Annotated in this window: 8 protein-coding genes; 4 read left to right on the top strand and 4 right to left on the bottom strand. The window is 69.8% G+C overall.

Features of this window, described 5'->3' with window-relative positions:
- Positions 1-76 precede the first annotated feature (76 nt).
- The gene (locus Pla175_RS06790; protein WP_145282442.1) at positions 77-280 is read left to right on the top strand and encodes a YrhK family protein; all 204 of its coding nucleotides are present in this window, start codon (positions 77-79) and stop codon (positions 278-280) included.
- Positions 281-425: 145 nt separating this feature from the next.
- Here the strand turns inward: Pla175_RS06790 and Pla175_RS06785 are convergent, their stop codons facing one another.
- Positions 426-2,063, bottom strand: a complete 1,638-nt coding sequence (locus Pla175_RS06785) for a serine/threonine-protein kinase (protein ID WP_145282440.1) — start codon at positions 2,061-2,063, stop codon at positions 426-428.
- 23 nt (positions 2,064-2,086) lie between these two features.
- Positions 2,087-2,797 (bottom strand): sigma-70 family RNA polymerase sigma factor, encoded by a 711-nt coding sequence (locus Pla175_RS06780; protein WP_197527317.1) that lies wholly within the window; start codon positions 2,795-2,797, stop codon positions 2,087-2,089.
- 439 nt (positions 2,798-3,236) lie between these two features.
- Here Pla175_RS06780 and Pla175_RS06775 point away from each other — a divergent pair, with 439 nt between their 5' ends.
- A complete protein-coding gene (locus tag Pla175_RS06775; RefSeq protein WP_231954236.1) occupies positions 3,237-5,528 on the top strand; it encodes a peroxidase family protein in 2,292 nt (763 codons plus the stop codon).
- A gap of 179 nt (positions 5,529-5,707) precedes the next feature.
- The gene (locus Pla175_RS06770) at positions 5,708-6,529 is read left to right on the top strand and encodes an EF-hand domain-containing protein (RefSeq protein ID WP_145282438.1); all 822 of its coding nucleotides are present in this window, start codon (positions 5,708-5,710) and stop codon (positions 6,527-6,529) included.
- Between the two features lie 52 nt (positions 6,530-6,581).
- Here the strand turns inward: Pla175_RS06770 and Pla175_RS06765 are convergent, their stop codons facing one another.
- Together Pla175_RS06765 and Pla175_RS06760 are read right to left on the bottom strand one after the other, a co-directional pair.
- Positions 6,582-7,226 (bottom strand): 3-keto-disaccharide hydrolase, encoded by a 645-nt coding sequence (locus Pla175_RS06765; RefSeq protein WP_145282436.1) that lies wholly within the window; start codon positions 7,224-7,226, stop codon positions 6,582-6,584.
- 157 nt (positions 7,227-7,383) lie between these two features.
- Positions 7,384-13,173, bottom strand: a complete 5,790-nt coding sequence (locus Pla175_RS06760) for a response regulator (protein ID WP_145282434.1) — start codon at positions 13,171-13,173, stop codon at positions 7,384-7,386.
- A gap of 432 nt (positions 13,174-13,605) precedes the next feature.
- Here Pla175_RS06760 and Pla175_RS06755 point away from each other — a divergent pair, with 432 nt between their 5' ends.
- A complete protein-coding gene (locus Pla175_RS06755; RefSeq protein ID WP_197527316.1) occupies positions 13,606-15,150 on the top strand; it encodes an SAM-dependent methyltransferase in 1,545 nt (514 codons plus the stop codon).
- The last annotated feature ends 20 nt before the right edge of the window (positions 15,151-15,170 follow it).

The raw sequence follows: 15,170 nt of genomic DNA, 5'->3' as shown, positions 1-15,170 counted from the left end.
TGCGGGGCGGCGACCGCTGGCGACCGCCTCCTAGCAGCGCTGGAAAGGTAGGGCCTTGGCACGGGATGCGTCCATCATGATCGGCGCCTGTCGACGCGCAATTGACCGCTACCGCTGGTTCTTCGTCGCCGAGGGGGTGCTCGGCAACCTGTTGTTCTTCGTCGGGAGCCTCCTCTTCTTGCGGCCGGCGACGCAGCAGGTTGGCGTGTGGATGTTCATCGCCGGCTCGGGCTTGATGCTGGTGAGCAGCGCAGCCGCTGCGCTCGCCCAGCGGCGGTAGCGCGGGGTATCTGAGAACCGGGCGGGAGGTCCCCGCGCTCCTGCGTCGACAGACGTTGTAGCGAACTTGGAGCCGGAAGCGTCAGCGCCCGGAGGTTTGGCCCAAACGCGCCCTTGCCAAGAGGCAAGGCGTGCGACCAACGGCCTCAGCCGCGCGCGTCTGCGCCCGGCGGATCGGCGCCGGTGTCGAGCGGCCGGCGTAGCGGCGGCGGAGGCCGGCGGCCGGGGCGGGAGGGGTCTTCCTGCCTGTCCGCCTCGGGCGGGCCCATGCCCGCGAACGGGGGCGCCGGGGCGAACAAGAAGCCCATCAGCCCGACGGCCGTGGTGAGGCTCAACACGAGCACCGCGAACGAGAGCCCAGCGACCAGCGGGTTCCGCCTCCGCCACTTCAGCAGCCGCTCGGCCGGCCCCGGCGGGACGACCGCGATCGGCCGGCCCTCGATGAAGCGGCGCAGGTCGGACGCGAAGTCGTTGCAGGTAGCGTAGCGGTCTTCGGGGGCGGGCGCGATGGCCTTCAGGGTGATCGCCTCCAGGTCGCGCGGGATCGTCGGGTCGATGGCGCGTGGACGGGTCGGCTCGGACGACGTGATCGCTTGCAGCAACACGCTGGGCGTGGCGCCGGAGAAGGCGGGCTTCAAGCAGAGGAGCTCGTAGAGCGTGAGCCCGAGGCTATAGACGTCGGAGCGCGCGTCGACGCGGCCGCTGAGCTGCTCGGGGGCCATGTAGCGGAGCGTGCCGATCAGCTCGCCGGTCCGGCTGAGCTCGTCGTGCTCGAGCGCTTTGGCGAGGCCGAAGTCGGTGACGCGGACGTCGCCCGCGCGGTCGATCAGCAGGTTGGCCGGCTTGATGTCGCGGTGCAGGATGCCCGCGGCGTGGGCGTGCGCCAGCGCCAGGGCGGCCTGCTCGGTGAGCCTTGCGGCCGTTTGCCAGTAGGCCGGCGGTAGGGAGGGCGCGGTGTTCCGGCCGGCCGTCGTGCGAGCGGATGTCTTTCGGCCCGACACTGGAGGGCCGCCCGGGGGGCCGACGCCGAGCGCCTTGGGGTCGACCGGCCACGTCTCCGAGAGGTTCTGCGCCGCAGGGGTGGAGGCGCCTGGAGGGGCGCCGGCCTGCGGAGGCCCGAGGCGACCCGAGACGACCGTGGTGGCGGCGGCCACCCCACGAAAATCGTTGCTGAGCATCGCTTGGGCAAGCACGTCGGGAGTGGAGTCCGCGGCAGCCGCACCCGGGCCGCCCGACGGGTCGCTCTGCTCGCGCATGAGTTTGGCGATCCGCTCGATCAGCTCGTCGAGGCTCGCCCCCTCGATCAATTGCATGACCAGGTAGTGCAGGCCGTCCTGCTCTCCGACGCTGTACACGGTGACGACGTTCGGGTGGTTGAGGGCGCCGACCGAGCGCGCCTCTCTGCGGAAGCGTTCGAGCTTCTTGGTGTCGAAGAAGGTCTGGTGGGGCAGCACCTTCACCGCGACGCGTCGTCCCAGCGAGTCTTGCACCGCCTCGTAGACGATCCCCATCCCCCCGCGGCCGATCTCGCGCACCAGCCCGAGGTCGCCGAGCCGCTCGGGGCGGGCGAAGGCCGGGTCGGGCTTGCCCGCCGGCGTGGCGTCGTCCGTCTTGCAATCCTCGAGCGTCTGGATCATCGGGAAGAGGTCGCGGATCTCCGCGGCGAGCTCCGGCCGCTGCGCGGCGTACGCCTCGATTTCGGGACGCTCGCCGCGGCGCTGGCGCGCAAGGAACTCCTCCGCCAGGAGCTCGATGGGGTCGCGGTCCGGATCAGGAGCAGTCAACGGCGCCTCTCTGGTTCAAGCGTCTATGGGGCGCAGCTTAGCTTGGACCGAAGGTCGTGAAAATCCGACGCGCCCGCCAGCACCCCCTTGAGCCGGCGGAGCGCACGCACGTAGCGGATGCTGGCGGCCTTGACCTCGATCCCCAGCACCTCGGCGATCTCTCCGTTGGACAGCTCTTCGAAGTGCCGCAGCGCGATGACCTCCTGGTCGAGCGCGCTCATCGAGGCGATGGCCCGCTGGAGCTGCTGGGAGATCTCTGCCCTGACCGCGGCCTGGCTCGGCGACGTCAGCTTGCCGACCAGCAGTTGTGCGATCGACATCGAGGTGGCTACCGGCGAGGGGCCCCCGGCGGGGCCGGCGTTCAGACGCACGTCGCGCGTGGCGTCTCGCATTTGCGCGCCCAGGTGGCGGCGGTGGGCGTCGACCAGCGTCTGAGACACGATCAAACGGAGCCACAGAAAGCCGCTCAGCCGCCGCTCGCCCGCGTTCTGTTCTGCGAAAGAATCGAGCCGCTGCGCCGCTTGCAGGTAGGCCTCCTGCAGCAGGTCGTCGGGGTCGACCCGGCCCGCCAAGCGGCGATCCATCCGGAACTGCACCATCCGGCCCAGACGCTGGCGGCAACGCGAAAACGCCTCGGCCAGCGCCGCCGTGTCGCCGGCCAGCATCCGCTCGTCGAGCGCTTGATCGCCTGGCGACTGATCGCTGCGCGCTTGATCATCCGACGCGTAGTTCATGGCGTGGTTCAGTATTTCCTTGCTTAGGACGACTCCCACACCTCAAGGCGACGCGGCAGGGGGCTTCGCCCGATGGGGCGCTGGTGGCCTCGCTCCTTCATTGTCAATGAACAATCGACGTACGTCGATCTCCTGGATCGGTTGGGCCAAGGATTCTTGAAAATAATTTCCGGAGCCTCTGTAGAAATTTCACGGGCGTCCCGTTCGTCTGAGTAGGCCGCTACTGCGCGTGCGCTGCCGAACGTTTTGAGGCCGTTTGACAGCCGCCCGCGCTCAACTCATCCCCATCACCCCCGGAGGAACCGACGCTCTAGGCACATTGTGGCCGCGCCCAACCGCATCGCCCGCGCGATGTTCGGCGGCGCCGGTCCCTTCACTCTTCTCCTTGGAACAGAGAGGCAAAGCCGTGCGTAAACCAACATCTCGAACCCGGAAATCCTTGTCGTACCAGACGCTCGAGTCTCGGCAGATGCTTGCCGCGGACCTAGCGGGCGTCTCCGACGCCGCCGACCAGCAGACGCTGCTGGATTGGGGGGTCGCCGCGGCGCAGTCGGATTCCGCCGCCGTCTACTCGGTCGACGGCGCCGGCAACAACCTGGCCAACCCCCTGTGGGGCTCCACCGGCATCGCCCTGCAGCGGCTCACCACCGCCGAGTACGCCGACGGGCTGAGCGAGGCGGCCGGCGCCGACCGACCCTCGGCGCGGGAGGTCAGCAACACGCTTGCCGACCAAACGACTGAGCTCGCCAACGACCGCCAGTTGACCGACTTCGTCTGGCTGTGGGGGCAGTTCATCGACCACGACATCGACCTCACCGACAGCGCCGACCCGGCCGAGGCGCTTCCCATCGAGGTGCCCGAGGGAGACGCCGATTTCGTGGGGGTCGACTCCATCGGGCTGAGCCGGTCCGAGTACGTCGTCGACGAGGCGGGGGTCCGCCAGCAGGTGAGCTCGATCACCGCCTACATCGACGGCTCGATGATCTACGGGTCGGACCAAGCGACATCCGACTCGCTCCGCTCCTTCGAGGGGGGGAGGATGCTGACCAGCGAGGGGGACCTGCTCCCCACCGGCGACGGCGGGTTCTTCTTGGCCGGCGACATCCGCGCCAACGAGAACGTCGCGCTGACCAGCATGCACACGCTGTGGGTGCGCGAGCACAACCGCCTGGCCGGCGAGATCGCCGCGGCCGACCCCTCGCTGTCCGACGAGGAGGTTTACCAGGCCGCGCGGTCGATCGTGATCGCCCAGGTCCAGGCGATCACCTACAACCAGTGGCTGCCGGCGCTGCTGGGGATCGACGCCATCGAGGACTACCAGGGCTACGACCCGGCGGTGAACGCGACGATCGCCAACGTCTTCTCGACCGCGGCCTACCGCTTCGGGCACAGCATGCTCTCTGCGGAGCTGCTGCGGCTCGACAGCTCCGGCAATGTGGCTTCTTCGGGCAACCTGGCGCTGGCGGACGCGTTCTTTGCGCCCGACCAGATCAGCCAGTACGGCATCGACGGCCTGCTGGCCGGCGCCGCGCAGCAGCTCGCCCAGGAGGTCGATCCGTTGGTGGTGGATGGGGTCCGCAACTTCCTGTTCGGCGCCCCCGGCGCCGGCGGGTTCGACCTGGTGAGCCTGAACATCCAACGCGGCCGAGACCACGGCCTGGCCGACTACAACCAGACCCGCATCGACTACGGCCTGGCCCCGGTCACCAGCTTCGACCAGATCACGTCCGACCCGGAGCTAGCGTCGAAGCTTGAGCAGTTGTACGGCTCGGTCGATGACATCGACGCGTGGGTCGGGGTGCTGGCGGAGGACCACGCCTCGGGCAGCAGCCTGGGCGAATTGGGCAGGACGATCATCGCCGATCAGTTCTCCCGCCTGCGAGACGGCGACCGCCTCTGGTACCAGAACACGATGTCTGGCGAGGCGCTTGCGGCGATCGAGCGGGTCACGCTGGCGGACGTGATCATGCGGAACACGGAGGTCTCCGGGCTGCGCGAGAACGTCTTCTTCGGCGAAGGGGTCTTCTACTACGCCCACCAAACCGGCGACGCGCCGCTCGACGCGACGCTAACCGTGGCCGGCGACCAGGTCCGGCTGGTGGACAACCGCACCAGCGCCGTGCTGCACTCGCAACTGGCCCAGTCTGTTGAGCAGATCGTGTTGGTCGGGGGCCGCGGGAGCGACACAATCCGCCTCGCCGCGTCGATCGGCGCGCTCGACCTGCCGGGGGGGATCGCCATCGACGGCCTGGCCGGCACGGGCGACACGCTGGTGGTAGACACGACCCAGGGGCGCGACGTGATCGCGATCGACGGCGCCCTGATGAGCCTCGGCGCCGCCGAGGTGCAGTTTGACGGCATTGAGCTGGTCCGCATCCGGGCCGGGCAGAACGACAGCATCCAGGTCGCCGACGACACGGCGACCCGGGTGGTGGTCGATCGCGAGGGGGTCCCGCGCCCGGCGCAGTCGCCTCAAGGACCACAGCGGCCCGCGCCGCGGGGACCGATCGCCGGCCGGTCTGACGGCGCGGCCGGGCGCGACCCACGGCTGGCCGACGCGCACGCGCGCGACCAGGCGCTGGCCGAAGGCCTAGCAGACGTCGACCGACCCAAGGCCGACGACCGGGGCGACGCCGCTGCGCGACCGTCGAAACCGGCCGAGCCGGCGCCGCTGGCGCAGGGCGTTCGCGCCGCGTCGCTGGGGCAGCAGGGCCCATCGCGACGCGGCTAGGGCGAACCCCAGGTTCGCTCTACTGAGCAGGCGAGCAAGCGGCCGCGGAACCCGTTCCGCGGCCGCATCTTTTTTGGGGTCGCTGTAGAAGTCGGCGGCCGGCTTGCGTTCCAAAGGGTAGCGGCGGCCAACCACGGCGGCCCGTCTTCTCCCCGGTCGAACAAAAAAGGTAAGCAAGGATGAAACGCTATTTGCTGGCGTTTGGGATGGCGGCGGTCGCTTCGGCGGTCGCGGTCGCGTACGCCCAGACAGAACCGTCGCAAGACGAAGGCGCCGCGGCGGGCGCGGCGTGCCCCGGCTGCGAACAAGGCGGCCCCCACCACCCGGGCCCCCAACACCGGGGCCCACAGCGGGGCGGCCCGGAGGGACAGGTCTACTTCGAGGGCCAACCGCCGCAGGGGCCCCCGCCCCCCGAAGAGCTCTTCAAAGAGATCGATAGCGACGGCGACGGCATGATCTCCCTCGAAGAGTTTGTGGCGCACGGCCCCCCCCTGCCCCGCCGCAGGGAGCGCGTGGCGACGAACAAGGTCGCGGACCGGGCCCCGGCCAGGGACCTCCCCCGCCGCCCCGCCACGGTTCGATGCGTGACCAAGGCCCGCCGCCCGGTGACGGATCGATGCGCGAACAAGGCCCTCCGCCACGCCGCGGATCGATGCGCGAACAAGGCCCGCCGCCACGCCGCGGATCGATGCGTGAACAAGGCCCGCCGCCACGCCGCGGTTCGATGGACGAACAAGGCCCCCCGCCACGCCGCGGATCGATGGACGACCAAGGGCCGCCGCCACGCCGCGGATCGATGGACGAGCAAGGCCCTCCGCCCCGCCGCGGTGAGCATGGCGACCGCCCCGCGACGCCAGATCGGCGCCCGGCGCCAGCGCCCCAGGGCGATGAGCCGGAGTCCGACGCGTAAACCCGACCGGCCGCTCGTACTTGCCGACCGCGACCACACCCCCGGACTAGGGCCGCTGGGGTGTGGTCGCACGGTTGCGCTCGAGGGTTAGCGCTGTCGAGTAGCCGTGAGCCTCGCCGTCCGGGTGCGGCTCGACCGCTGGATCAGTCCAGCGGCTTGACCATCAGCTTGCGGAAGTGCACCTCGCTGGCGGGGTCGTGCCCCTGCAACGCGATCGTGCCGTGCGAGAACTGCCGGCCGGGCCGGTCGGCGGGGGGCGTGTAGTCGTCCGGCTCGGTGTAGTCGCAGGTGACTTTGCCGTTGACCTTCACGATCACGCGTTTGCCGTTGACGATCACGTGCTGGGTGTACCACTCGTTGTCTTTGACGGGCGACTCGTCCATCACGTCCTGCACGGCGTAGAGCCCGCCGGTCTTGCGTCGGTCGCCGTGCGTTTGGTTCACCTGCACCTCGTGCCCTTTGGCGGGGTAGCCTTCCTCTTGGTACTCGGTGTGGAAGTACATGCCGCTGTTCGAGTTGGGCTTGGTCAAGATCTCGCACTTCCACTCGAAGTTGGTGAAGTCCGCGCCCCCGACATCGCCCACGTAGAACGCGTGCGCGCGTGGGCCCTTGGTCACCAGCTCGCCGTTCTGCACCGAGAAGGTCGCCGGGTTCTCGGAGACCTTCCAGCCCGTGAGGTCCTTGCCGTTGAACACAGAGAACCAGCCCTCGTCCTCCTCCGCCGCTACGGCCGACGCGGCCGCGGCCAGACACAACGAGAACGCTACTGCCTTTGAATACGACAACATGCACGGACCCCTTCGGTATTGTTTGAACGAGATGACGTCGGCGATCTGCCGCCCCGAAGCCGAACTCGGAGGATAGCCGCCCGGGACGCCACAATCAAATCAAATGGGCCAGACGGCCCGGCCGGCGAGGCAGGCAGGGGCGGCTTGCCGCGGGGGATCAGACGGCGGCCGCGGTGAGCGATTCCAGCACCCCTTGCAGCGCCTCGGGATCGATCGGCTTGGCCACGTGCCCGTCCATGCCGGCGTCGAGCCACTCGGCGGGGAGCTCCGCGGCCGCGTGGGCGCTCAGCGCGTAGATGGGCGCCCGCCCGCGGGCCTGCGCTTGCTCCCACTCCCGGATGGCGCGGGTAGCGGCAAGGCCGTCCATCTCCGGCATCTCGATGTCCATCAGCACCAGGTCGAAGTCGACCTGCTGACGCAGCTCCCACGCCATCCGCCCGTCGTCCGCCAGGGTCACCTCGTGCCCCAGCAGCTCCAGCAGCCCTTGGGCCACCATCTGGTTCACGGGGCTGTCGTCGGCCACTAGCACCCGCAGGCCCTGGCCGGCGGGCGCCTGCGCAGCGGGCGCCTCGGCGACCTCGGCGCGGTCGCGGGCGCCGAGCGCCGCGGCGATCGTCTCGGCCAGCTCGCGCTGCTTGACGGGTTTCATGAGTTGATGACACAGGCCCAGCTCGCGGCAGCGGTCGGCTGCTTCGACCCTGCCGGCAGGGGTCAGCACCACGATGGCGGGGCGGCCCGCCTCGGGGAGGGCCAAGACCTGCTCGGCCGCCTCGAACTCTTGGAGCGTCGCCGCCGAGAGGTCGACCACCACCAGGTCCGCCCGACCGCTCGGACGGTCGGTCGCGGTGTAGCGGTGCCCGCAGTCCGTGAGCATCTCTGCCAGGATCCGCCGCGCCTGGGCGTTACCGCTCACGACCTCCACCTCCAACTCGGCGGTCGGGGCGACGGCCTCGGCGTCGTGCGGCTCGACGGCGAACGGGATCACGCTGTGGAACGTGCTGCCGACCCCCAGCTCGCTCTCGAGCCAGATCTCTCCCCCCATCAGCTTGGTGAGCTGCAACGAAATCGAGAGCCCCAGCCCGGTGCCGCCGTAGCGGCGTGTGGTGGAGCTGTCGCTCTGCCGGAACGCCTCGAAGATGGCGTCGATCTTGTCTGGGGCGACCCCGATGCCGGTGTCCTGCACGCGGAAGTGGACGGACGCACTGCCCCCTTCTTGCTTGTCCAGCGACACGTCGACCAGCACGTGCCCCTCGGAGGTGAACTTCACCGCGTTGCTGACCAGGTTCACCACGATCTGCCGAACCCGGTTGGGGTCTCCCATCGCCTGGCGCGGCACGTCGGGCGCCACGCGGCAGAGCAGCTCGATCCCCTTGCCCGACGCCGCGACCGCCAGCAGGCGGGCCGCGTCGGTCACCACCTCGCGGAAGTCGAACCCGATGTGCTCCAGCTCCATCTTGCCGGCCTCGATCTTCGAGACGTCCAGCACGTCGTTCAGCAACGTCAGCAGCGCCTGGCCAGAGCTCTTCACGGTCCCCAAGTAGTTGCGTTGCTGATCGCTCAGCGGCGTGCTGAGCACCAGCTCGGTCATCCCCAGCACGCCGTTCATGGGGGTGCGGATCTCGTGGCTCATGGTGGCCAGGAACCGGCTCTTTGCCTGGTTGGCTTGCTCCGCGGCCGCGGTGCGTTCGGCGACGCGTTGTTCGAGCGAGGCGTTGAGTTCTTGCAGGTCGGCGAACCCTTCGGCGTTCTCCAACGCGGCGCCCGTGATGGTGCCGATAAAGTCGGCCAGCCGCTCTTCGTCGGGCCCGAACAAGCCTTGCATGCCGCGGTGCACGACCCGCAACACGCTCACGGCGCGGCCGCGGACGTAGACCGGAACGCACAGCGCAGAGCCCTGCCGCCCTTCTGCCTGGTCGGCGCTCGAGATGTCGGTTAGCGTCTGGTCGGCGACCACCGCCTTGCCGGCTTCGATGGCGCGCTGGATCAGGTCTGCGTCGGGAGTTGCCGGCAACGCTCCGTCCGCGGGGGGCTCGACGGGCAGCACCTCGCACTCCTCGCCCCGCAGCAGCCGGTGGGCAGACTCGCGGGCGGCGTCGAAGATGGCGCTGGGCTCCAACGACGACGCGATCTTGCGTCCCGAATCGAGCACGGTGTCGAACCGGTCGATGAGCGAGAGGCTCACGGTTTCTTCCTGGACGGCGCCCCCGCCGATGGCGTCGGCCGCCACAGACAGCTCGACCAGCAGCGCGCCGGCGAGGCGGCGGTGTTCGTCCGCTTCGGGCCAGCCCGCTTCGGCCCCGACCCGCGCCGCTGCTTCTAAGGTCTGGAGCAACTGCCGGCGCTGCTGCAGCGCCGTCGCGCAGCGGATCGCCGCGGCGAAAGCCCGCCGGGCGCGCCGCAGGCGGCCCGCCATAGCGAGCGTGAGGGCGTGCTCGCGCAGCGCCTGGGGCCGATCGTTGCGGCACAGCAATGTGGACCGCAGCGCCCGCCGGGCGGCGCGGCGTGCCGCTCGCAGCAGCTCCTTTCGGCGGGCGGGCGTTACGTGGGTCACCCGCTCGCATTGCGTCCGCCGCGCGGCGGCGGCCCACACAGCGGCGCCCTCGGTGTAGGCGTTGCGGACGCCGGCCCGCCTGGCCGAGTCGTTGGCCCGCTCGAACAGCTCGATCGCCCCCGGCAGGTCGTCGGCCAGCCGGCAGACCCCCTGGGCCACCATCACTTGGCTGGTTCCCTGGGCGTCCGTGCGCGGCCGCTGGGCTTCGGCCTCGATCACTTCTGCGTCGATCTGCGGGAGCGAGGGCTCGCCCGCCGCGGCGCGGGCCCACACGTCGAGGATGATCCCCGAGGCCTGCTCGTCCCCGGTCTCCTGCCCCGACTTGAAGTTGATCTGGGACTCCTCGATCGCCCCCCGCAGGTCGCCCAGATAGTACAGCGACGCAGCGATCTGGTAACGCGCCATGTGGATCTGCCAGTAGTCGCCCATCCGCTCGAGGATCCGGATGGCCGCGCGGCTGCGGTCGATGCACTCCTCGAACCGCGACGCCGCGAACAGCGTGATGCCGTAGAACACCAGCGACTGCCCCTGCCCCCACATGTCGCCCAGCTCTTGCCGGAGCTTGAGCGACTTCTCGGCGTACGCCACCCCGCGGCTGTAGAGCCCCACCAGCGTCATGCCCGGGGCGTGTTCGGAGTACGCCTGCGCGAGCTCTGCGCTCGGAAGGAATCGCTCCGCGCTGTTGATGCCGCGCATGTGGGCCCACAACGCCAGCAGCTTGCTGCGGGAGTACCAGCACCCATGCGCCAGCGCGCTAAGCAGCCGCAGGGTCATGCGCTCCGCGTCGTTCGGCTTCCGCGGCACGCGGTGCAGCATCAGGCGGGGCATCGCGGTGTGCAGCGACTGCACCAGGCCTTCCCGCACCAGCAGCAACGCGGCCCACCAGGCGCGGCGCGGGACGCGGCACCCGAGCATCGCGAGCGACTGCTCGAACCCGCTGATCGCCGCGCCTACGTCGCCGCGCTTGAACGCGAGCTCGCTGATCTTGAACTGCAGCTCGGCGCTCGCCAGCGGGCCCTCGGCCAGCGCGGCCGCGGCGTCGAACCAATCGCCCGCTTGGTCGTACCGGCCGCGGAGCATCAAGGTGTCGCCCAGCCCCTCGCTGACGCGGAGGCGGTCCTCGTCCGACCGGGCGCCGCGCAGCGCGATGCGGTACTGCTGCTCCGCGATCTCCAACGAGTACTGGCGACGCGCCTGCGACGCCGCCCGCAGGGCGAACGGCAACGCCCGCCCCCCCTCGTCGGCCGCGTCGAAGTGGTGTGCGATCTCGGGCGCACGGTCGGGTGATTCTTCGAGCAGCAGCTCCGCTGCCTGGCGGTGCGCCTGGCGGAGCTGCTCGCCCGGCATGCGATCCAGCAGGGCCGCGCGGATCTTGTCGTGGATGAACACGCAGTGCGCCCCGTCGGGACGCGTCCACAGCAGGTGACGCCGGCGGGCCTCGTCGAGGAAGCCGATCGCCTCGCGTGGGCTGATCTGCGCCAGCCGTTGGGCCGTCTGCAGGTCGAACTGTTTGCCGAGCACCGCCCCTACCGAGAGGAAGCGCACCGACTGGGCGGGCAGCAGCTCGAGCCGACGCGTGAGGAAAGCGGCCGTCTGGCTCGACGAGCTCGCGTCGGCAAGCGCCGGGGGATCGACGCGCCACCCGTCGGACGTGGGCTCGATCGCACGGCATTCCACCAACCCACGCAGCACCGCGGACGCCATGAAGGGGCTGCCGCTGGCGAGCCGGGTGACGGCGTCCACCGCCTCGTCGGGCAGCGGGCCGGCCATCGACTCGACCAGCTGCCGGACCTCGTTTGCTTCTAGCACGGGCAGCTTCAGCGCGGCCGACGACGCGACCCTGCGCAATGGGTGGTCCGCGTCGACCTCTTCGCTGCGGAACGACAGCACCATCAGCAGGCGGCGCGGCGACTCGGACCCGCGCTGCAGCACGGCCGCGACGCGTTCGATCAGCTTGAGCGTGAGGTGGTCCGCCCACTGGCAGTCGTCCAGCAGCAGCAACAGGGGGCGGTCGATCTCGCCGAGCGCCTCCAGGAAGGTGGTGAGCGCGTCGATGGTCCGCCTCTCGCCGGTCCCCTCGGGGGCGAACAGCGGGCAAGACTCGTCGCACAGCAGGTCGGCCATCATCGGGAGCGCCGCCGCCACGGCGCCCGCCTGATCGCCGAGCCGCGCGCGGAGCGCTTCCACGAGCCCGGGCCTCGAGTGCGCCGCCGATAGGAAGCCCTCGACGACCCCGTCGAGAAGCCGGAAGGGGCGCTGCGCGACGTCGCTGGCCCCGAGCCCGCGGAGCACCCAGCAGTCGTTGTGCGCGGCGCGGCGGAGCGTCTCGGCGAGCAGCCGCGACTTGCCCGACCCCGATTCGCCCTCGAGCAGCACGACCGAGCTCTGCCCGCCGGCGGCCAGCTCGGTGTGCCGGTCGAGTGTCTCTAGCTGGCTCTTGCGGGCGACGAAGGCGGCTTCGGTGAGCGTGGTGCGGCGGTCGTGGGCGCCGATCACGACCTCCGGGTTGGCCTCCCCCTGCCGGAGCCCCTCGGCGATCGCCTCGATGTCCTTTAGCGCAGCGGTCGCCGATTGGTAGCGGTCGCGCGGGTCCTTCTTTAGCAAGCGTCCGATCAGCGACTCCAGCACCGGCGGGGCGCTGCCGGGGGGCGCCTCCGGGGGGGGCTGCGTCATGTGCTGGAACAGGATAGCGCCGATGCTGGCCCCGCTGAACGGGGGCGCGCCGGCCACACAGTGGTACAGCACCACGCCGGCCGAGTAGAGGTCGGACGCCGCGGTGACGTCGCAATCGATCGCCCCGGCCTGCTCAGGCGAGGCGTACAACGACGCCTCGAGCGGTTGGTCTCGCAGCGAAGCGTCGGGCGACATGGCCCGCGTGGGGCCGAAGTCGATCAGTGTCGCGCCCGTCACCGGCCCCGCGGCGTCTACGATTAGGTTCTCTGGCCGCACGCCCCGGTGCAGCACCCCCGCGGCGTGCAGGTCGCGGAGGGCAGAGAGCAGCGATCGAGCAGCGACCAGCGACTCGGCGACGCTCAACGGACCCTCTTGCAGCCGTGCTTTCAGGGTGCGTCCCGGCGCGCGGCGCCACGCCAAGCAGAGGTCGTCGCCGTCGCGGCCGTGGGCCAGCATGGCCGGGAGCCACCGGCTGTCGATCCGCGAGACCAGAGACGCTTCGTGCTCTAGCCGCATCATCACGCCGGGGGCGAGCACCCCGGGGGGCACCACCTTGACCGTCGCGACCTCGCCGGTGAGTAGGTCGTCGGCGCTTAGCGTCTCGACCCCCTGCGAGAGGCCGAAGCGCTGCTTCACGGTGAAGCGGCCGTTGAGGTAGGCGCGCGGCGCCGCTTCGTCGCTAGACGTGGCGGGCGTCGGTTCTGGCGGCTCGTTCAACGACATTCACACCGCCGCCACGTCGGGCGGAGCTTGATGGGTTCAACACTTCCTGCGGCGTCATCTCGGGCTTTCACCAACCCTACGTCGCACGAGCATTGACGAAGGAAGCGGGACGCTCACGGGAACGCGCAAGTGTAGCTTTTAACGATTGCGCCATTGCCCGTTCGGCTGGGGTAAGGTTTGTCGAATTGTCCGGCCTAAGCCGATGCGGTGGGCCGTGAACTCCTTATTTTCTTGTTGTAGCGGCTTGAAATATGTCTACCTTGCCGAAGCAGCGCGTGGATCTCACATCCGCGCCGCAATCGAGCCAACGACAGACGCGGAGGAGTCGCGAGCGGGAGGGTCCGCGACGAATTTTCTTCCCCCGGCGTCGGCTCGACGAGAACCACTACACAGCAGGCTACGGCCAAGGAGCGCGACCCTCACATGTTCCGAATGGACCCCGCGAACGATGCTCCCCTGTTTCATGTCGGTTGGGAGCAAGACAAGCTGTTCCGCATGTCGCCGGATGTGGTGACCTCGCTGCTACGTGAGCAGGTCCCCGTGTTGGACTTTGTTGACTGGCGAGTGACTTCGATCGAGTTCGGCCAGGCCTCGTCGACCATGCCGCTCAACCCCCAGTCCACCAACCAGCACTTCACGCACCAGGCCGCGATGTTTGTGCTGTCGGCCGACTACACCGGCGGCACCGCGCTGGCCTCGCTGCTCGGGGGCTGGCCGGTCGTTGGCGTCCACCCGGTCACCTCGCCCGAGTCGGTCTCGCTCTGGCTGCTCAAGACCGAGCTAAAATACCTGAGGCCGAGCGTCGGCGACCTGACCGTCACCGCGGTGATCGACGCCGACAAGCGCCGCCGGGTCCAGCAGCGGTTCCTGGCCGGCAAGCCGGTGATCGAGACGATCACGATGGAGTTCCGCAACGGCGAAACCGTGGTGGCCGAGGCTTCGGCCACCTACTTCGCACGCCAGTCAACCGCGCTCCGCGCCGAGGGGCTCGACGCAGAACGGGTGAACTCGCTGTACGAGCTCAAGCTCACCTCTTCGGCCGAGCTGATCGCCGGCGTTCGCGCACGGGAGACGGGGGGGCTGTTCGAGGACCCCTACGCCAGGGCCATGGCCGGTCAGCACGGCGTGGCCCTGGCCACGCGGTTCTGCCAGCGTTCGCCCCAGCTCGGGGGCATGGTCGCCGCACGCACCCGGCACCTGGACACGGTTGTTGAGAACTTCGTCGAGGCGGGCGGGCGGCACATCGTGAACGTGGGGGTCGGCTGGGACATGCGGGCGTTCCGCCTGCCGCTGCCCGAGGGGACCACCTTCTACGAGCTCGACTTCCCCACCACGCTGCGGGAACGCCGCCAGCGTCTCGACGAGCAGGGCGTCGCGAACCCGCCCGGCGTTGAGAGGATCGAGACCCCCATCGACGTGCGGACCATGCCGCTTGCGAAAACGCTGGAAGGGATCGTTCCGAGCGACAAGCCGCTGCTGGTGATCTGGGAGGGGATGAACATGTACTTCCAGGAAGACGAAGTACGCGACATCCTGGCGGGCATCCGTCCGCTGCTGGCCCACCCCGAGAGCCTGCTGTGGCTCGACCTGGTGGAACGCGACGCGATCGTGAACGCCGACCAGCAGCCCCCCTCGGTCCGGGAGTTCATGCGAGGGATGCAGATCCTTGGCGAGCCGTTTACGTTCGGCACCGACCACCCGCAGCGGTTCCTGCTGGACAACGGCTTGAGCTGGCTGGAGTCTGTCTCCTCCGAGGCGTACTTCCAGGACGCGGGTGACCCGGTCTACTCCATCTACCGCTTCTGCGTGGCCGCCAGCGCCCCGCTGCATCACCGCGACGTCCCGCAGACGTTCCGGCCGACCCGCGTCGACGGCCCAGCGCGGAACCCGGCGCCGCACGTCGGCTTCGAGGGCGCCCGCAATGGCGCCAAGAACGGCTTCACGGCGATCGATTCGGCGCTGGCCGGCCAGTCGTAGGCGTGACAGCGGTCTTCTCC

Source organism: Pirellulimonas nuda (genome assembly GCF_007750855.1).
Lineage (GTDB): Bacteria > Planctomycetota > Planctomycetia > Pirellulales > Lacipirellulaceae > Pirellulimonas > Pirellulimonas nuda.
This window is presented reverse-complemented; position numbering and strand designations above follow the sequence as displayed.